17 protein-coding genes and 1 pseudogene are annotated in these 18,756 nt (G+C 73.6%); 9 read left to right on the top strand and 9 right to left on the bottom strand.

The window, feature by feature from the left end:
* The 4 genes and pseudogenes from PV341_RS23950 to PV341_RS23965 all read left to right on the top strand — a co-directional run.
* Positions 1-359, top strand: a pseudogene (locus PV341_RS23950) (potassium-transporting ATPase subunit B); the annotation flags it as partial.
* A gap of 19 nt (positions 360-378) precedes the next feature.
* The gene (kdpC, locus tag PV341_RS23955) at positions 379-1,002 is read left to right on the top strand and encodes a potassium-transporting ATPase subunit KdpC (protein ID WP_500358938.1); all 624 of its coding nucleotides are present in this window, start codon (positions 379-381) and stop codon (positions 1,000-1,002) included.
* Positions 1,003-1,102: 100 nt separating this feature from the next.
* Positions 1,103-3,667, top strand: a complete 2,565-nt coding sequence (locus PV341_RS23960; protein ID WP_500358939.1) for a sensor histidine kinase — start codon at positions 1,103-1,105, stop codon at positions 3,665-3,667.
* Positions 3,664-4,347, top strand: a complete 684-nt coding sequence (locus PV341_RS23965; RefSeq protein WP_500358940.1) for a response regulator — start codon at positions 3,664-3,666, stop codon at positions 4,345-4,347. The genes PV341_RS23960 and PV341_RS23965 overlap by 4 nt, the downstream gene beginning before the upstream one ends.
* 109 nt (positions 4,348-4,456) lie before the next feature.
* On the opposite strand, the gene PV341_RS23970 is transcribed toward PV341_RS23965, so the two are convergent.
* Positions 4,457-5,242, bottom strand: a complete 786-nt coding sequence (locus tag PV341_RS23970) for a GNAT family N-acetyltransferase (RefSeq protein WP_500329336.1) — start codon at positions 5,240-5,242, stop codon at positions 4,457-4,459.
* Positions 5,243-5,434: 192 nt separating this feature from the next.
* Positions 5,435-6,253: an SDR family NAD(P)-dependent oxidoreductase gene (locus PV341_RS23975; RefSeq protein WP_500329337.1), complete on the bottom strand. Its 819-nt coding sequence runs from the start codon at positions 6,251-6,253 to the stop codon at positions 5,435-5,437.
* 441 nt (positions 6,254-6,694) lie between these two features.
* Here PV341_RS23975 and kdpB (PV341_RS23980) point away from each other — a divergent pair, with 441 nt between their 5' ends.
* A complete protein-coding gene (kdpB, locus tag PV341_RS23980) occupies positions 6,695-8,839 on the top strand; it encodes a potassium-transporting ATPase subunit KdpB (RefSeq protein WP_500329338.1) in 2,145 nt (714 codons plus the stop codon).
* Between the two features lie 9 nt (positions 8,840-8,848).
* On the opposite strand, the gene PV341_RS23985 is transcribed toward kdpB (PV341_RS23980), so the two are convergent.
* The 4 genes from PV341_RS23985 to PV341_RS24000 form a co-directional block, all read right to left on the bottom strand.
* Positions 8,849-9,859, bottom strand: a complete 1,011-nt coding sequence (locus tag PV341_RS23985) for a cation diffusion facilitator family transporter (RefSeq protein ID WP_500358941.1) — start codon at positions 9,857-9,859, stop codon at positions 8,849-8,851.
* A gap of 215 nt (positions 9,860-10,074) precedes the next feature.
* A complete protein-coding gene (locus PV341_RS23990) occupies positions 10,075-10,662 on the bottom strand; it encodes a DUF305 domain-containing protein (protein WP_500329411.1) in 588 nt (195 codons plus the stop codon).
* A 47-nt stretch (positions 10,663-10,709) separates the two neighbouring features.
* Positions 10,710-11,360, bottom strand: coding sequence for a thioredoxin-like domain-containing protein (locus tag PV341_RS23995; RefSeq protein WP_500329340.1), 651 nt, complete (start codon positions 11,358-11,360; stop codon positions 10,710-10,712).
* 104 nt (positions 11,361-11,464) lie between these two features.
* Positions 11,465-11,857: a hypothetical protein gene (locus PV341_RS24000; RefSeq protein ID WP_500329341.1), complete on the bottom strand. Its 393-nt coding sequence runs from the start codon at positions 11,855-11,857 to the stop codon at positions 11,465-11,467.
* Between the two features lie 102 nt (positions 11,858-11,959).
* Here PV341_RS24000 and PV341_RS24005 point away from each other — a divergent pair, with 102 nt between their 5' ends.
* The gene (locus PV341_RS24005) at positions 11,960-12,502 is read left to right on the top strand and encodes a GNAT family N-acetyltransferase (protein WP_500329342.1); all 543 of its coding nucleotides are present in this window, start codon (positions 11,960-11,962) and stop codon (positions 12,500-12,502) included.
* A gap of 109 nt (positions 12,503-12,611) precedes the next feature.
* On the opposite strand, the gene PV341_RS24010 is transcribed toward PV341_RS24005, so the two are convergent.
* From PV341_RS24010 to PV341_RS24020, 3 genes are all read right to left on the bottom strand, one after another.
* Positions 12,612-12,839 carry a hypothetical protein gene (locus PV341_RS24010; RefSeq protein WP_500358942.1) on the bottom strand — a complete coding sequence of 76 codons (228 nt, stop codon included), beginning with the start codon at positions 12,837-12,839 and terminating at the stop codon, positions 12,612-12,614.
* 83 nt (positions 12,840-12,922) lie between these two features.
* Positions 12,923-13,588 (bottom strand): DUF1707 SHOCT-like domain-containing protein, encoded by a 666-nt coding sequence (locus tag PV341_RS24015; protein WP_500358943.1) that lies wholly within the window; start codon positions 13,586-13,588, stop codon positions 12,923-12,925.
* Between the two features lie 254 nt (positions 13,589-13,842).
* On the bottom strand, positions 13,843-14,385 hold the full coding sequence (locus PV341_RS24020) for a universal stress protein (protein ID WP_500329345.1): 543 nt from the start codon (positions 14,383-14,385) through the stop codon (positions 13,843-13,845).
* A 237-nt stretch (positions 14,386-14,622) separates the two neighbouring features.
* Here PV341_RS24020 and PV341_RS24025 point away from each other — a divergent pair, with 237 nt between their 5' ends.
* The 3 genes from PV341_RS24025 (at position 14,623) to kdpB (PV341_RS24035) (ending at position 18,755) form a co-directional block, all read left to right on the top strand.
* Positions 14,623-15,033, top strand: coding sequence for an SAV_915 family protein (locus tag PV341_RS24025; protein ID WP_499509435.1), 411 nt, complete (start codon positions 14,623-14,625; stop codon positions 15,031-15,033).
* A 13-nt stretch (positions 15,034-15,046) separates the two neighbouring features.
* Entirely contained in the window at positions 15,047-16,384 is a 1,338-nt protein-coding gene (gene lysA, locus PV341_RS24030; RefSeq protein WP_500358944.1) for a diaminopimelate decarboxylase, read from the top strand.
* A gap of 211 nt (positions 16,385-16,595) precedes the next feature.
* Positions 16,596-18,755, top strand: coding sequence for a potassium-transporting ATPase subunit KdpB (gene kdpB / locus PV341_RS24035; RefSeq protein WP_500329347.1), 2,160 nt, complete (start codon positions 16,596-16,598; stop codon positions 18,753-18,755).
* Position 18,756 lies beyond the last annotated feature (1 nt).

Raw genomic sequence — 18,756 nt, forward strand, 5'->3', positions numbered from 1 at the left:
GCAAGCAGCTGCTCATCACCCGCGGCGCGCTGACCACCTTCTCCATCGCCAACGACGTGGCGAAGTACTTCGCGATCATCCCCGCGATGTTCGCGATCGCCTACCCGGGCCTGGACAAGCTCAACATCATGCAGCTGCACAGCCCGACGTCGGCGATCTCCTCGGCGATCATCTTCAACGCCCTGATCATCGTCGTGCTGATCCCGCTCGCCCTGCGCGGCGTGCGCTACCGGCCGTCGTCGGCCTCCGCGCTGCTGACCCGCAACATCTGGGTCTACGGCCTGGGCGGTCTCGTGCTGCCGTTCGTCGGCATCAAGGCGATCGACCTGATCATCCAGTTCATCCCCGGCCTCAGCTGACAGAAGAAGGCAACCCATCATGTTCGGCTCCCTGCCCACCGTGGTCCGCAACCACGTGGCCGCCCTGCGGATGCTGCTGGTGTTCACGGTGCTCCTGGGCATCGCGTACCCGCTGGCCGTCACCGGCGTCGCCCAGGCGGCGTTCTCCGACCAGGCCAACGGCTCCAGGATCACCCAGGACGGCAAGACCGTCGGTTCCAGCCTCATCGGCCAGAACTTCACCCTCCCGAAGAAGGACCCGGACGACGCCGACGAGGTCGCCCAGCCGGACCCGAAGTGGTTCCAGCCGCGACCCGGCGGCTACGACCCGCTGGTCACCGGCGCCTCCAACCTCGGCCCGAACGACGAGGACCTGGTGAAGACCATCAAGGAACGCCGGGCCGCGGTCGCCGAGTTCAACGGCGTGGCCCCCGAGGACGTGCCGGTCGACGCCGTCACGGCCTCCGGCTCCGGCCTCGACCCGCACATCTCGCCCGAGTACGCCCGCGAGCAGGTCGAGCGGGTCGCCCAGGCCCGCGGCCTGGACGCCGCCGCCGTGCGCAAGCTGGTGGAGGACCACGTCCAGGGCCGGACCCTCGGCTTCCTCGGCGCGGAGCGCGTCAACGTGGTGGAACTCAACCAGGCGCTCACCGAGCTGAAGTGACGTCCCGTCACCGTCGAACCGCCCGTACCACGCCGCCCGGCGGCGCAGGGAACACCTGCGCCGCCGGGCGGCGTGACACCCGCACAAGGAAGGACTCCCGGTGACGCAGCCAGTCGTCCCGGCCCCGGCCGGCACTCCCCGCGGACGGCCCGGCAGACTCAAGGTCTTCCTCGGGGCGGCCCCCGGAGTCGGGAAGACCTACCGCATGCTCGACGAGGCACGCCGCCGGGGCGCCCGGGGCACCGACGTCGTCGTGGGGTACGTCGAGTGCCACAAGCGGCCGCTCACGGAGGAGATGCTCGACGGTCTGGAGGTCGTGCCCCGCGCGGAACGCGACTACCGGGGCACCGTCTTCACCGAGATGGACCTCGACGCCGTCCTCGCCCGCGCGCCGCAGGTGGCACTCGTCGACGAGATGGCCCACACCAACATCCCCGGCGGCCGCCACGCCAAGCGCTGGCAGGACATCGAGGTGCTCCTCAGGGCGGGGATCGACGTGATCACCGCCGTCAACATCCAGCACCTGGAGTCGCTCAACGACGTCGTCGAGAAGATCACCGGCGTGCCGCAGCGGGAGACCGTCCCGGACGAGGTCGTCCGCCGCGCCGACCAGATCGAGCTCGTCGACATGCCCGCCGAGGCACTGCGCCGCCGGATGGCCCACGGCAACGTCTACGCCCCGGAGAAGGTCGACGCCGCCCTGTCGAACTACTTCCGCGTCGGCAACCTCACCGCGCTGCGCGAACTCGCCCTGCTCTGGGTCGCCGGACGGGTGGACGAGGCGCTGCAGAAGTACCGCTCCGAGCACGGCATCGGACGCGTCTGGGAGACGCGGGAGCGTGTCGTGGTCGCCGTCACCGGCGGCCCGGAGGGCGGCACCCTCATCCGCCGCGCCGCCCGGATCGCCGCCCGGTCCGCCGGCGGCGACCTGCTCGCCGTCCACATCGTGCGCAGCGACGGACTGGCCGACGCCTCGCCCGCCGCCCTGGCCAAACAGCGGGCCCTCGTGGAGAGCCTCGGCGGCACCCTCCATTCCGTCGTCGGGGACCACGTCCCCGACGCCCTGCTGGACTTCGCGCGGGCCGAGAGCGCCACCCAGCTGGTGATGGGTACCAGCCGGCGCGGGCGGCTCTCGCAGTTCCTCACCGGGCGCGGGGTCGGCGAGACCATCGTGGAACGCTCCGGCGACATCGACGTCCACATGGTCACCCACGAGCGCGCGGGACGCGGCCGCCTCCTGCCCGCCACCGGCAGCTCGCTGCCCACGGCGCGGAAGGTGGCGGGCCCCGTCGCGGGACTGGTCCTGCCCGCCCTGCTCACCGCGGTGCTCGCCAACAGCCGGGGCCATCTGAACCTCACCAGCGAGGCGCTGCTCTTCCTGCTGACCGTGGTCGGCGTCGCCTGCATCGGCGGCGTCGTCTCCGCGCTGCTCGCGTCCCTGACCGCGTCCCTGCTGCTGAACTACTACTTCATACCGCCCATCGGCCGGTTCACCATCGGCGAGACCAACAACATGCTGGCGCTCGCCGTGTTCGCGCTCGTCGCCGTGACCGTCGCGACGATCGTGGACCGCTCGCTGCGGCTGTCCAGACGCGCGGCCAACGCCACCGCCGAGGCCGAGACGCTGTCCTCCCTCGCCGGGAGCATCCTGCGCGGCGACCAGGCCGTCGAGGCCCTGCTGCACCGAACGCGGGAGGCCTTCGGCATGGAGTCGGCCGAGCTCGTGCACGGCTCCGACGGCGGGGCGGTGCCGGTGGACGACCCCGCGGACGGCGTGGTGGCCGTGCCCGTCGGACCGGACGACGTCCTCGTCCTGCGCGGCCGCCGCCTGGCGGCATCGGAGCGGCGTGTGCTCATCGCCTTCGCCGGGCACGTGGCCTCCGCGCTGGAACGGGCCCGGCTTGCCGAGGCCGCAGCGGAGGTGGAGCCCGTCAGGGCGGCCGACCGCATGCGGACGGCGTTGCTCGCGGCGGTCAGCCACGACCTGCGCACCCCGCTGGCCGGCGCCTGGGCGGCCGTCAGCTCGCTGCGCAGCCGGGAGGTCGAGTTCTCCGCCGAGGACCAGGAGGAACTGCTGGCCACCGCAGAGGTGTCCCTGGACCGGCTCAACCGGCTGGTGGACAACCTCCTCGACATGAGCCGGCTGCAGGCCGGCGCGCTCAGCCTGGCCCTCGAGCCCGCCTCCGTGGCCGAAGCGGCCTCGCTCGCCCTCGACAGCCTGGCCGAGAGCACGGTCCCCGTCACCACCCGGGGCCTGGCGGACGTACCGTTCGCGCTGGCCGACCCGCCGCTCCTGGAACGTGTCATCGCCAACCTGGTGACCAACGCCCAGCGGTACGCCCCGGAAGGCACCGCGGTCCTGGTCAGCGCCAGCGCCCTCGGCCCCCGCATCGAGCTGCGCGTCGCGGACCGCGGACCCGGCCTCCGACCCGCCGACCGGGAGAGGGTCTTCGAACCCTTCCAGCGGCTCGGCGACACCGACAACACCACCGGCCTCGGTCTCGGGCTCGCCCTCTCGCGCGGCCTGACCGAGGCCATGGGCGGCACCCTCACCCCCGAGGACACCCCTGGCGGAGGTCTCACCATGGTCCTGTCCCTGCCCACCGCCGGCGGTCCGGCCGACGTGCCCGCCGCCCCCACCGGCGGGGAGGAGGCGCTGACATGAGGCGCGTCCTGATCGTCGACGACGAACCGCAGATCCTGAAGGCGCTGGACATCAACCTGACGGCACGTCACTACGCCGTCGCCACCGCCCCCGACGGCACCACGGCACTGCTGCTGGTGTCCCGGCAGCCGCCCGACGCCCTCATCCTCGACCTCGGCCTGCCCGATATGTCCGGCACCGACATCATCCACGGCGTGCGGGCCTGGAGCCCGCTGCCCATCATCGTGCTGTCCGGGCGGACCGGGCCTGCCGACAAGGTCGAGGCGCTGGACGCGGGGGCCGACGACTTCGTGACCAAGCCGTTCTCCATGGACGAACTGGCGGCCCGGCTGCGCGCCGTGCTGCGCCGCCCGCCTGTCCTGGAGGAGCCGGAGACGGTCACCATCGCGGACTACCGCGTCGACCTGGGCGCGTTCACCGTCGAGCGCCGCTCCGGCAAGGGTGCGGCCCCGCGGCTCACGCCCACCGAGTGGCGGCTGCTCGCCCCGCTGCTGCGCAATCCCGGGCGCCTGATCACCGGGCGCCAGCTGCTGCGCGACGTATGGGGCCCGGGCAACGAGAAACGCACCAACTACCTGCGGGTCTACCTCGCCACCCTCCGGCACAAGCTGGAGCCGGACCCCGCCCACCCGCGCCACCTGATCACCGTGCCGGGCATGGGCTACCGCTTCGAGCCCTGAGCCGACGCACCGCACCCCGCCCGGTGGGGGCCCACCGGGCGGGGTGCGTTCGTTGGTCGTCCGCCCGCGTCGCCCGCCTGACCCGCGTCGGAGCGGGCCGGGCCGGCGGTCAACGTGCCTTGACGGCGCGCGTGACCCCACCCGGGCGGCCCGCTGCCGCGGGCCGCCCGACGCCGTAGTGGACGTACTCGCCGAACAGCCGGAAACCCGCCGTCCAGGCCAGCCGCCGGCTGGGCCGGTTCCCGCGCGAGCAGGTCCAGCTGGGTGTGCGACCGCGGGCCGCGACGTCGCCGCACAGGCCCGACAGGCAGGCGAGTGCCAGGCCCTCGCGGCGGTGGCCGCGCAGCGTGACGACCGCGAGGTCCTCGTACACGCCGCCGAGGAAGTACGTGCACGCCAGCGAGACCAGGCGGCCCGAGCGGAACGCCCCCCACGCGTGGCCCGACGCTGCGAGCCCGTGCGCACCGCCCCAACTACGGCTGATCCAGGCGGCGTCGTCGCCCGCGCCGGCCACGGCCGCTCCGTCTCCCGGCGCCAGCCTGCGCACCACCACGTCCCGCGGCGGCAGCCTCCGCGGCACCGGCCGCGACTGCACCCAGATCATCCGCTCCCAGGGCACGATCCGGTCGAACGCCGCCCCCAGGACCGGCAGGAAAGCCGTGCGCGCCAGGACGTAGCCGTCGTTCCCCAGGGCAGCGAGCGCGTCCGGGTCGAGGTACCGGGGATCGCCCTCCAGCAGCACGTGGTCCGCGCACGCCACCGCGACCGCGCGGGGCCCGACCGCCCGGTCGGCCCACCACTGCCCGTTGCCGGTCGCCTCCACGTGCTCCGCGAGCGCCGCGGGCCCGGGCACCCCGGAGGGGAACCAGCCGTCCAGGGAGGGGACTTCGATCACCGGTGATCACACCTTCCGCGTACGCCGTGGTACGTGCTGCGAAACGGACGGCGGTGCGGACCGGGGTCGTCGACCCTGCGGTCCGCACCGCCGTGAGGACATCAGCCCTGGCCGGGCTTGTTGCCGTGGCCGGCGCCCTTCTTGCGCCTGGCCCTCTTCTTGCGGGCACGCTTGGACACGGTGGTCCTCCCCTCAGGCGGTGACGAGCAGGTCGGCGACCTTGCACAGACGGTGCACCGTGCGGTCCTCGACCGCGGTCCGGGCGGCCGGGGCGAGCGTGGCCCGGTCGTAGTAGGCGCCCGGGACGAGTTCGGTCTCCGGGTCGCACAGCCGGGCCACCCGCGCGGCGCCCTCGGCAGCGGGCTCGCCCTCGTGCGCGTACAGCGGCAGCAGACGCGTCTCGCACACCCCCGGGTGCACGCTGACGGCCGTGACGCCGGCCGGCGCGGCCGCCCGGGCGAAGACGGTGAGGGCCAGCTGCGACTGGGCGTACGCGGCGTGCCGCGAGTAGCGGCGGGAACGGTTCAGGTCGCTCCACGCCAGGGAGGCCGACCGGTGCGTCGCGGACGACACGTTGACCACCCGGGCGCCGGGGCGCGCCGCCAGCGGGCCGGCCAGCTCACGCGTGAGCAGGTAGGCCGCGAGGAAGTTCACCTGGAAGGAGATCTCGTGGCCGTCGGCCGTGAGGGTGTGGCGCTCCGGCGCGACGACCGCGGCGTTGTTGACGAGGACGTCCAGCGCGGGATGCAGGCCCCGCACGGTGGCCGCCAGGTGGCGGACCTCGGAGAGCCGGGTGAAGTCGGCCACCGCCAGGCGCAGCCGGACCCGTTCGGTGCCGGCCGCCACCAGCCGCTCCACCGCGTGGTGCGCCGACTCCGTGTCGCGACCGTGGACGATGACCGTGCAGCCCCGCTCGGCGAGCAGCCGGGCGGTCTCCCACCCGATGCCGGACGTCGCCCCGGTGACCAGGGCGGTGCGCGGGGGGACGACGGGGACGAAGGACGCAGACATGGACCACTCCGTGGTTCGGTACGCCACATCGCGCCGGACACACGGGTGACGGCGCTCGCGTACGGGGAACAGGGGCGGCCGCCCGGGGCGGCCACGGGAAACCGGTGCCCTCAGGACACCGGCGGGAGGACAGCGCGCGGTACCGGCGGCACCCGATGGGGTGGCCGGTCGTCATGGCGCGGGCCGCTGTTCACGCTCCCCATCCAATGCCGCGGCGGATCCGCGGACAAGGACCGGCGGCGATTCCTGACGGCGCCCTGACGCGCGCCCCGCCCGCTTGCCGTGGCGGCGTCACCTGCGCGCGCACGGGCACGTCAACGCCGCGTCAGAATCGCCCTCCCGTACCGCAAAGGACCTGTCAGGAGCGTGCCGCGGTCCTCCCGGCGACGGTGTGCTGGTGACCGTCCACCGGTGAACAGACCAGCAGAAGGCACCCCGAGCATGCAGCCCCTGGCTCCCTCGACCGACCGCACCCCGGCCCCGCCCACGCAGCCGCCCGTACGCCCCGGCGGCAGGCGCAAGGTGTCCGCAGGCCTGCTGGATCCCCGCCTGCTCCTGGAGGCGTTGCCCGAGGCGCTGCGCAAGCTCGACCCCCGCCGCATGGTGCGCACCCCCGTCCTGTTCGTCGTCGAGACCGGCGCCGCGCTGACCACCGCCTCGGCGGTCGTGCATCCGAGCGTCTTCGCCTGGGTGATCAGCGCCTGGCTCTGGCTCACCGTCGTCTTCGCCAACCTGGCGGAGGCCGTCGCCGAGGGCCGCGGCAAGGCCCAGGCCGAGGCGCTGCGCCGCACCAGGACCGACACCGTCGCCCGGCGGCTGACCGGCTGGCGCCCCTACGGCCGTGACCACACCGAGCAGACGATCCCCGCCGGCGAGCTGAAGCCGTTCGACGTCGTCCTCGTCGAGGCGGGGGAGACCGTGCCGGGCGACGGCGAGGTCGTCGACGGGATCGCCGCCGTCGACGAGTCGGCCATCACGGGCGAGTCCGCCCCCGTGATCCGGGAGGCGGGCGGCGACCGTTCGGGGGTCACCGGCGGCACGAAGGTGCTCTCCGACCGCATCGTCGTGCGCGTCACCTCCCGCCCGGGCCGGACCTTCCTCGACCGCATGATCGCCCTGGTCGAGGGCGCCACCCGGCAGAAGACGCCCAACGAGATCGCCCTCAACATCCTGCTGGCCTCGCTCACGATCGTCTTCATCCTGGTCGTCGTCACCCTCCAGCCGATGGCCGCCTACGCGGACGCGGCGCAGAGCACCGTCGTCCTCGTGGCCCTGCTGGTCACCCTGATCCCGACGACCATCGGCGCGCTGCTCTCGGCGATCGGCATCGCCGGCATGGACCGCCTCGTGCAGCGCAACGTGCTGGCGATGTCCGGGCGTGCCGTCGAGGCGGCCGGGGACGTCTCCACCCTGCTGCTGGACAAGACCGGCACCATCACGTTCGGCAACCGCCGGGCCGCCGCGTTCATCCCGCTCACCGGCGTCGACGCCATGCAGCTCGCGCAGGCCGCGCAGGTCTCCAGCCTCGCCGACGAGACCCCCGAGGGCCGCTCCATCGTCGTCCTGGCCAAGCAACGGTACGGGCTGCGCGCCCCGTCGGAGGGCGAGCTCGGACAGACCCGCTTCGTGCCCTTCACCGCCCGCACCCGCATGAGCGGGGTCGATCTGCGCTGGGAGGACGGCGCGGGCGCCTCCGTGCGCAAGGGCGCGGCCGGCACGGTGGCCGGCTGGGTCACCGGTCGCGGGGGCCAGGTCCCCGAGGAGGCAGGTCACCTGGTGGACGCCATCGGCGCCTCGGGCGGCACCCCCCTGCTGGTGGCCCTCGACGACTGGAACGGCGCGCGGGTCCTCGGCGTCGTCCACCTCAAGGACGTCGTCAAGGACGGCATCCGCGAACGCTTCGCGGAACTGCGGCGGATGGGCATCCGCACGGTGATGGTCACCGGGGACAACCCGCTCACCGCGCGTGCCATCGCCGATGAGGCCGGCGTCGACGACGTGCTGGCCGAGGCGACCCCGGAGGACAAGCTCGCCCTCATCAAGCGGGAGCAGGCCGGCGGCAACCTGGTCGCGATGACCGGTGACGGCACCAACGACGCCCCGGCGCTGGCCCAGGCGGACGTGGGCGTGGCGATGAACACCGGCACCTCGGCCGCCAAGGAGGCCGGGAACATGGTGGACCTGGACTCCGACCCCACCAAGCTGATCGAGATCGTCGAGGTCGGCAAGCAACTGCTCATCACCCGGGGTGCCCTGACGACCTTCTCCATCGTCAACGACGTGGCGAAGTACTTCGCGATCATCCCCGCGATGTTCGCGGCGACCTATCCCGGGCTGTCCGCCCTCAACGTCATGCGGCTGCACAGCCCGGCGTCCGCGATCACCTCGGCGATCATCTTCAACGCCCTCATCATCGTGGCGCTGATCCCGCTGGCGCTGCGCGGCGTCCGCTACACGCCCTCCTCGGCGGGCGACCTGCTGCGGCGCAACCTGATGGTGTACGGGATCGGCGGGCTGGTCCTGCCGTTCCTGGGCATCAAGCTCATCGACATGGCCGTGGTGCAGTTCGTGCCGGGCCTCGGCTGAGCGGGTGGGTCAGTGCCCGTGCGGCCCGGCGCGGTGCACCGGACCGTGCGCCTCGCCGCAGTGGCCGTCCGCCCTACCGGACCCGGCGCCCGGGGCACCGCCCACGGTGAGGAGCTCGGCGGGCGCGTGGTCGACCTGCAGGGTGGTGTGGGTGAGCCCGTAGTCCGCGCCGAGCAGGTGCTCCAGGTCGCGCCGGACGGCATGGCAGTCACCGCCCGGCTCGACCAGGACGTGCGCCGACAGGGCGGGCTGGCCGGAGGTGATGGTCCAGATGTGCAGGTCGTGGACCTCGGTGACGGCGTCGTGGGCGGCGAGGCGGTCGCCCACCTCGTCCGTGTCCAGCCCTGCCGGGGCCGCCTCCAGGAAGATCCGCCCGGAGTCGCGCACCAGCCCGCACCCCGCCTTGAGCATCAGGCCGACCACCACGAGCGTCGCGATGGCGTCGGCGCGGACGAACCCGGTCAGCAGGACGACCAGGCCCGCCACGGCGGTGCCGATGAAGGCGTACAGGTCGTTCAGCACGTGCTGGAACGCGCCCTCGACGTTGAGGGACGTGCGGTTGGCCCGCGACAGGCACCATGCGGCGCCGACGTTGACGACCACTCCGGCCAGCGCGGTGACCAGCACCGGGCCGCCCGCCACGTCGGGCGGTGAGACGAGCCGCCGCACCGCCTCGTACGCCAGCCACGCGGCGAGGAGCAGCAGGGTGATGCCGTTCGCCTGCGCCGAGAGGATCTCGGCGCGCTTGAGCCCGTACGTGAAGCCGCCCCGCGCCGGGCGCGCCGCCAGCCGCATCGCGACGAGCGCCAGCACGATCGAGGCGGCGTCGGTGAGCATGTGCGCGGCGTCGGAGAGCAGCGCGAGGGACCCCACCAGCAGACCGACGACGACCTCGACGGCCATGAAGCCGGCGATCAGCCCCAGCGCGAGCCCCAGCCAGCGCCGGTCGGCGTTCTCGGCCACACCGTGCCCGTGCCCATGCCCATGCCCGTGCCCGTGCTCGTGATCGTGCGCGTTCATGGTGCGGCGACCTCCCCGTTCCAGGTACGACACCCGCAGGGAAACACATCGGCACACCGATCGGCAAAGACTGCACCGGTGACCGTTGTCAACTTCGATAAGACGGCGGTGACCTGCACCGACGCCCGGCCGATCACGACGCGCCCGGCCCCGGCCGCGGGACCGCCGGGGGCGCTCCCGGAGGCAAGCGGCTTCCGGGAGCGCCCCCGGCGGGATCAGGCGTTCGGACTCGCGCCGCGGGCCGCGAGCATGTCCGCCATCAGGCGTATCTCCGCCTCCTGGCCCTGGACCATGCCCGCCGCCAAGCGCCGTACCTGGTCGGTCCGGGCGAGGTCGGCGGCCGCGGCGGCCATCTCCACGCCGCCCTTGTGGTGGGCGGTGAGCAGTTGGAGGTAGAGGACCGCGGCGGCCTTGCCCCGGGCCGCGTCGAGCCGTCGCAGTTCGGTGTCCGTGGCCATGCCCGGCATCAGCGACCCGTCGTGGGGCGCGTAGGCCGTGTCGTGGCCCATCCACGTCATGGGCGGCTTCGACGACGACTTGGGAAGCCCCCAGACGTCCAGCCAGCCGAGCAGCATGCCGCGCTGGTTGGCCTGGGTGTTGATGACGTCGTAGGCGAGCCTGCGGACGTCCTCGTCGTCCGTGCGGTCGCGGACGATCAGGGACAGCTCCACCGCTTGCTGGTGGTGGATCGCCATGGCGCGCGCGAAGCCGGCGTCGGGTGAGTCCGTGGCCGGGGTGCCCCCGCTGCTGGGCCGTGCCGTGAGCAGGGTGAAGGCCAGGGCCGCGACCATGACCAGCGCCATGGCGCCGGCGAGCGCGAGCAGCGGCCTGCCCGCGCCCCGGGCGGCGGTCACGAGGCCTTGCCTCCGGTGCAGGGCGCGCCGGGCTCGGGGGTCTGGTCGCCCTGCACATAGGTGTCGAAGAACTTCGCCACGCGCGGATCGTCGGCCTTGGTGACGCCCAACTGGTGGCCCCACGCGGTGAGGGTGATCGGTGAGGCCTGGTCCGCGTAAGGGCTCATCAGGGAGTACGGGGTCTTCGAGACGCGGGCGCCGAGCGTCTTGACGTCGGCGTCCGACGCCTTGTCGGTGTACGTGACCCACACCGCGCCGTGCTCCAGGGCGTGCACGGCGTTCTCATCGGTGACGGGCTTGTCGTAGACGTCGCCGTTGCAGTTCTGCCAGACGGGGTTGTGGTCGCCGCCGGCGGGCGGGCTCATGGGGTAGTCGACGGTCTTGTCGACGTGGTTCTGCGTGAGCCCGGACCACGTCTTCTCCCCGCTGATGGAGCCGGCGGCCGCGGTCTTCCCGCTGCCGGCGCCGTCGTCGCCGGCGGCGTTGACCAGGTAGACGCCGCCACCGACCAGCGCGACGAGGATGGCCGTGCAAGCGGTGACGGTGATGATCCGGTTGCGGCGTTCGCGGGCCTGCTCCTGGCGGCGTATCTCCTCGACGCGCGCACGGCGGTCGGTGGCCCTGGCCTTGGAATGGGGGGAACCCATGGCATGTCCTGATTCCCCGCCGCGTCGGTGACACGGCGGTGCTGGTGAAGGGGCGGATGACGTACGGCGCGCACCGGCGGTCGCCGCCGGTGCGGTCGGCCCTTCTACGTCCGCTGGATCTGGAGCATGTGCAGGTCGAGGGAGCGCACGGTGCCGGGGGACGGCGCACGCAGTCCCGCGGCGGCGGCCGCGGGCGGCCACACCGACGGCAGTTCCGCGCCGGCGAGGTGCGGCAGGGGCGCGGAGCCCAGGGTCACCGGCGTGTGCTCCGCGGGGGAGCAGCCGTTGCCGCGCCTGCCGGGGTCATGGCCGTCCGTGCACACCTCGTCGGCGACGTGCGAGGAGACGAGGGTCCGCGCGGGGCCGTACGGGTCGTCCGGCGCCCCGGAGTGGCCGCAGACCGCGAGGGCGGCGAGCAGCCCGCACAGGACGAGGACAACACCGCTCAGGCGGGCGGGTATCGCACCGCCTCGGCCGGCTCCTCCGTCACTGCGCATCGCGGCAGATCGTACCCGCCGCCACACGCAGTACCCGCGCCGGGTGCGCCCCGGGGGAAACGAAGGTGCAAGGCGCCACGGGGCCCTGCCAGGCTCCTCCGCATGGACGTTCACCTGGAGCCCTGGTCGGAGGCGGACCTTCCGCTCCTGCGGCGGATCAACACCCCCGAGATGCGGCGGCACGTCGGGGGCCCCGAGCCCGAGGAGCGGCTGCTCGCCCGGCACCAGCGCTACCTGGCCCTCCCGGAAGCCGGGCTGGGCCGCATGTACGCCGTGCTCCTCGGCGACGAGCCGGTGGGCAGCATCGCGTACCACCGCCGGGACTGGCAGGGCGAACCGGTCTACGAGACCGGGTGGAACGTCCTGCCGCCGTACCAGGGCAGGGGCATCGCAGCCGCGGCCGGTGCCGCGCTGATCGCCGTCGTGCGCGAGGCCGCCCGCACCCCGGGGGCTCCCCATGCGCTGCACGCCTTCCCGTCCGTGCGGAACGCACCGTCGAACGCCCTGTGCCGCCGCCTGGGGTTCACCCTGCGGGGCGCCTGCGACTTCGAGTACCCCAGGGGCAGCGGGACCTTGATGCGCAGCAACGACTGGCGCATCGAGTTCGGCGCCCCGCGTCAGTTCGTGCGGCGCCGCGCGGTGTGACGTGCCCGGGCCCTTCAGCCGGCCGGGGCCTCGGCGGGGAACAGGATCGGGCTGACGAGGTGCCGCGTCCGCCCGGGCGGGCCCGGCCGGCCCGGCCTGACAACTGGCGTCAACGGCGGTGGCGGGCCCGCCGCTTGGGGGACCGGCGGTCCGTCACCAGGAAGACGACCAACAGCGCCGCGACGACGCAGACCGCCACGGTCTCGGCCGCGAAGATCAGTTCGCTGAAACCGTCGTCCCCCGCCTCGACGGGAGGGACGTAGACCTCCCGTGACGGACCGGCGGAGGGCGCGCCGTAGGGCATGCCGAAGCGCAGGGGCACCATGCGGAGGCTCATCGCCGGTCAGTATCGCGGGCTCCGGCCCGCCGCGGGACGAGACGGCCGGACCGGGGGCGCCCGCACCGTGGCCGCGCGCCGGATCAGCCGGTGAGCGCCGGGAGCGCGGCGGGACGGCGGAAGAGCCACCGCAGGAACGTCCGCCGCGGCGGCCGCGCCCGCACCTGCCCGAACTCCAGCTCACCCACCAGCTCCACGCGCAGGGCCACCGGTGTCGCCGGGCCGGCCGCCGGCCGGATGTCCACCTTGCCGAAGCTGACGGCCAGCTCGTCGGCGTCCACCACGATCCCGGGCCGCGTCACCAGCACCAGGGAGCCGCCACGGACGTCCACGTCGATGCGGAGGGTGTCCTGCGTGATCACGGCGCCGGTGAAGTCGAGCAGCACCTCGCCCCACTCCGACCGGACCTCCATGCGCCGCGGCACGACCCACCGGTCGACGCGGCGGAACGAACCTCCGCGGTGGTCGACCCGGACCAGGTCCTTGACGTCCGTTGCGGCCACGCCCGGCGCCCCCGCGGCCGCCGGAAGGTCGGCGGTGAGCGGTGCCAGTTCGTCGAGCGTACGGGCCGACAGGGCGGCCTCCAGGCGCTCGTCCAGCTCGTCGGCGGACAGCCGCCCGTCGCCCGCGGCCACGGTCAGGACGTCCACCACCCGGTCCCGGTCCGCGTGCGAGGCCCGCAACGGGGGCGGCGCGAGCGGCGCGCCCGTAGCGGACGGTCCACCCGCTGGCGGGATCTCCTCCGGCATGTCCCCACCCCGTTCTGGTCGGCGGCTTCGGTGAGACGCGATACACAGGTCGCGAACTAACGCTATATCGCGTCCTGGCCGCGAGCCAAGCCCGCACCCGCGGACCGCCGTCCACCTCCGCGTCGTGCCGGTCCCGGGCGCGACCCTGGCCGGCGCGTGACCCTGACCGTTTTCCAACCCGCCGCGTGGGTTGCGGGGTTGGACCGCCGCAGGGCCATGCCTGCCCTGCGGTGTTGACCCTCGTGGTGCCGGGCTCAGGGGGTGACGAATCCGTCCCGGCGCCACCTGGCGCCGAACCGCCGCCCGCTCCCGCCACCCCGGGCCGACGGCAGTCCGGGCGCGGACGGCACGGCCAGTACCGGGCAGCGGGCGTGCGTGAAGCAGTGCGCCGCGACGGACGGCGCGAAGAGCCGCTGCCAGGGGCCGTGGGAACCGGCACCGACCACCAGCAGTCCCGCGCCCTCGCCGGCCACCTCCACCAGCGCCGGTCCCGGACGGCCCAGCGCGAGGACCGGACGCAGCGGGGGGTCCAGCGGCAGGTCGCCGTCGAAGGCGGCGTCCAAGGCCATGAGGAGCCGGCGCCGGGCCAGCCGTCGCCACCGGTCGGGGTCCGGCGGGGGCGGCGGCCACCGGTTCTGCGTCGCACCGGCACCGTCCCAGGCCGTCTCCCAGGCGGTGACCACGGTCAGCACGCACTCCCGCCGCCGGGCCTCCTCGGCGGCCCGGCGCAGCGCCGCCACGCTCCCGGGGGAGCCGCTGACGCCGACGACGACGCACTCTTCGCGGACCTCACTCATGCCTTCCATGAAACGCCCGGAAACGCGCGGACCAGGGGTCCTTGTCGCGATCCTGACGCCGCCCGCCCCACCCCCGCGACCCGCGCCGTTAACGTTCGCGCGCTCGCCGTAAACGTCGCGTCAGGGATCGCCCCCACCCCCCAGGCGGCGGGCATAGCGTCCCTGGTGCGTCCCGGAACGCCGGCCCCGGCCGGGGCGCCCCAGGAACCGCAGCAGGTGCCGCAGCAGGAGGAAGCCATGACAGAGCTCATGTACGGGGACGACCCCGAGCCTTCGGATCCGTCCCCGGCCGGACGACACCGGGAGACGTTGTACGTCCCCGTCCGGCCGGGACCCGTGGGATGCGTCGCGCGCATGTTCCGCACGCCCCTGGGCGGCCGCACAGCCGTCGGCTTCACCACCACCGAGCGCCTCACCGAGACGCTCGGCGCCGACCAGCAGTGGATCACCCTGTCGGAATCCGCGCTGCGGTCGCTCGCCCGGCCGCTGGGCGTCACGGCACTGACCGTGGACCCGCAGTTCGCCGCACCCGCCGTGTCGGACGTACCGGAGGAGACCGGTCGCCGGCTCGACCCCCAGACTCTCGGGGTCCTCAGGGTCACCGGCGCGGTCGCGCTGGTCGACGCCCTGGCCCTGTGGATCGGCTGAAAGGAGCGCCGTCATGACTCTCGTCACCGAGCACCTGGAGACCGCGTACCCCGACGCCGACCTGTCGGTGTGGCCCGCGTCCGCCTCCTCCGCCCCCCACGGTGAGGTCACCGTGGGCGGGGTCCCCCTCACGGAGATCGCCGAACGCTTCGGCACCCCCGCCTACGTCCTGGACGAGGGCGAGGTACGCGACCGCTGCCGTGCCTACCGCGCGGCCTTCCCCGACGGCGACGTGCTGTACGCCGCCAAGGCCTTCATGTGCCGTGCCATGGCCCACTGGGTGGACGAGGAGGGCCTCGGCCTCGACGTCTGCTCGGCCGGGGAGCTCGAGCTCGCGGTCGTCACCGGTTTCCCGCCGGAGCGCATCCTGCTCCATGGCAACGCCAAGAGCCCGGAGGACCTGGCCACGGCGCTGCGCCTCGGCGTGGGCCGGATCGTGATCGACAGCACCGGCGAGATCGCCCGGCTGGCCGCCCACGTCCCGCCGGGGGACCGGCAGAAGGTGCTGCTCCGCATCGTGCCGGGCATCGCCGCCGGTCACCACAACGCGGTGCGCACCGGCACCGACGACCAGAAGTTCGGGCTGTCCCTGACCGACGGATCGGCGCAGCACGCCATCGCGCGCGTCCTGGAGCAGCCGCGGCTGGAACTGGTCGGTCTCCACTGCCACCTGGGCTCGCAGATCAGCAGCGTCAAGCCGTACCTCGCGGCCGTGCGCCGGCTGGTCGGGCTGCTGGCCGCCGTACGCAGGCAGCACGGCGTCACGCTGCCGGAGCTGGACCTGGGCGGCGGCCACGCGGTCGCCTACCGGCCGGGCGAGGCGGCGATGGACCTGACGACGCTGTCCGCGCGGATACGCGCCGAGCTCGCCGAGGGCTGCGCGGCCGCCGGGCTGCCGGTGCCGCGGCTGACGGTGGAGCCGGGCCGCGCGATCGTGGGCCCCGCCGGTGTCGCGCTCTACCACGTGCTGTCGGTCAAGCGCACCGGCGGACAGACCTTCGTGGCCGTCGACGGCGGCATGAGCGACAACCCCCGGCCCGCGCTGTACGGGGTGCGCTACAGCCCCCGGCTGATCGGCCGTCACTCCACGGAGGAACCGGCCCTGATGACCGTGGTCGGCCGGCACTGCGAGGCCGGTGACATCCTCGCCTCCGCGGTGCCCCTGCCGGCCGACGTCCGGCCCGGGGACCTGCTGGCGGTGCCGGTCGCGGGCGCCTACCACCTGTCGATGGCGTCCACGTACAACCTCGTCGGCCGTCCGCCGGTCGTCGCGGTCCACGAGGGCCGGGCCCGGCTGCTGGTCCGTCGCGAGTCGCTCGCCGACTTCCGCAACCGCGACATCGGGCTCTGAGCCCCGGGGCCCCCAAGGCCCCACGACCAGGCGTCCCCGACGCCGTCCGAACGCCCTCCGGGCAGGTGATGTCCCCGCGTCCCCCTGCCCGGAGGTGCGCCATGCCCATTTCCGTTCCAAGAGGCCCGGTCCACGGGTCCCGATCCACCAGAAGAGAGAGTCCGGTGAGTGTGGAGTACGCCGTCCGCCTGATCGTCGCGGAGGGAATCCGATGACCACCGCACCCGCACCCGTCAGACCGGACCGTGAAAGCCCCGCGCTTCCCCCGGAGGCCGACGGGAAGCGCCGGGTCGGCGCAGGACTGCTCGACCCCGGACAGCTGTGGCTCGCCTTTCCCGACGCCCTGCGCAAGCTCAACCCGGTGACGCTGGTCCGTAACCCGATCATGTTCGTCACCGAGGTCGGCGCGGCCCTGACCACCGGGCTGGCCCTCGTCCATCCAACCCTGTTCGGCTGGCTGATCACGGTGTGGCTCTGGCTGACCGTCGTCTTCGGCAACCTCGCCGAGGCCGTCGCCGAGAGCCGCGGCAAGGCCCAGGCCGACTCCTTGCGCCGCATGCGCAAGCTGACCACCGCCCGCCGGCTGACGGAGGACGGCGAGAAGGTGGTGCACGCCATCGCGCTGCGCCGCGGTGACACCATCGTCGTCGAGGCCGGGGAGACGATCCCTGGCGACGGCGATGTCGTCGAGGGCGTCGCCAGCGTCGACGAGTCCGCCATCACCGGCGAGTCCGCACCCGTCATCCGCGAGGCGGGTGGCGACCGCTCGGCCGTCACCGGCGGCACCAGGGTGCTGTCCGACCGCATCGTCGTGCGCATCACCCAGGAGTCCGGACGCAGCTTCCTGGACCGGATGATCGGCCTGGTCGAGGGCGCCAACCGGCAGAAGACGCCGAACGAGCTCGCCCTCAACCTGCTGCTCGTCATGCTGACCTTCGTCTTCCTGGTCGCCGTCGTCACCCTGCAGCCCATGGCGATCTTCTCCAAGGGCTTCATGGGCGCCGCCCCCGACAGCGCCGCGATCACCGCCGACGGCGTCACCGGCATCGTCCTGGTCTCGCTGCTCGTCTGCCTCATCCCGACGACGATCGGCGCCCTGCTGTCTGCCATCGGCATCGCGGGAATGGACCGCCTGGTGCAGCGCAACGTCCTCGCCTCCTCCGGCCGCGCCGTCGAGGCCGCGGGCGACGTGAACACGCTCCTGCTCGACAAGACCGGCACCATCACCTACGGCAACCGGCAGGCGAGCGCCTTCCTGCCGGTCGGGGCCGTCGAGCCCGAACGGTTCGCCCAGTCCGCGCTGCTGTCGAGCCTCGCCGACCGGACCCCCGAGGGACGCTCCATCGTCGCCCACGCCCGCGAGCACTACGCGCTGTCCCACCACAAGGCCGACGAGATGGACCTGCCCGACGCCCGGTGGGTGGCCTTCAGCGCCACCACCCGCATGTCCGGGGTGGACCTCCCCGGAGGCAGGAAGCTGCGCAAGGGTGCCGCCGCCGCGGTCGCCGCCTGGGTCCGCGACGAGGGCGGAACGGTCCCGGCGGGCATGGACGTGTACGTCGAGCAGGTGTCCGCCGCGGGCGGGACGCCGCTCGCCGTCGCCGAACTCCCGGCCGGCGGCGGCCCCGCGCGCGTCCTGGGCGTCATCCACCTCAAGGACGTCGTCAAGCCCGGGCTGCGCGAACGCTTCGAGGAGATGCGCCGGATGGGCATCCGCACCGTGATGATCACCGGCGACAACCCGGTGACCGCCCGCGCCATCGCCGAGGAGGCGGGCGTGGACGACTTCCTCGCCGAGGCGACCCCCGAGGACAAGCTCGCCCTGATCAAGCACGAGCAGGCCGGCGGCCACCTCGTCGCCATGACCGGCGACGGCACCAACGACGCCCCGGCACTGGCCCAGGCGGACGTGGGCGTCGCCATGAACACCGGCACCTCGGCCGCCAAGGAGGCGGGCAACATGGTCGACCTCGACTCCGACCCCACGAAGATCGTGGAGATCGTCGAGATCGGCAAGCAACTCCTCATCACCCGTGGCGCGCTGACGGCCTTCTCGATCGCCAACGACATCGCCAAGTACTTCGCGATCCTCCCCGCGATGTTCGGCGGGGTCTACCCGGCCCTCGACGCCGTGAACATCATGCGGCTGCACTCGCCCGCCTCGGCGATCCTGTCGGCCGTCGTCTTCAACGCCGTCGTCATCGTCGCGCTGATCCCGCTCGCCCTGCGGGGCGTGCGCTACCGGCCCAGCAGCGCCTCGGCGCTGCTCACCCGCAACCTGTGGGTGTACGGCCTCGGCGGGGTGGTCGTGCCGTTCCTCGCGATCAAGCTCATCGACGTCGCCCTCGTCCAGTTCATCCCGGGGATCTGAC

The sequence above is a fragment of the Streptomyces sp. PA03-1a genome, from assembly GCF_033792805.1.
In the GTDB taxonomy this organism is placed as follows: Bacteria; Actinomycetota; Actinomycetes; order Streptomycetales; family Streptomycetaceae; genus Actinacidiphila.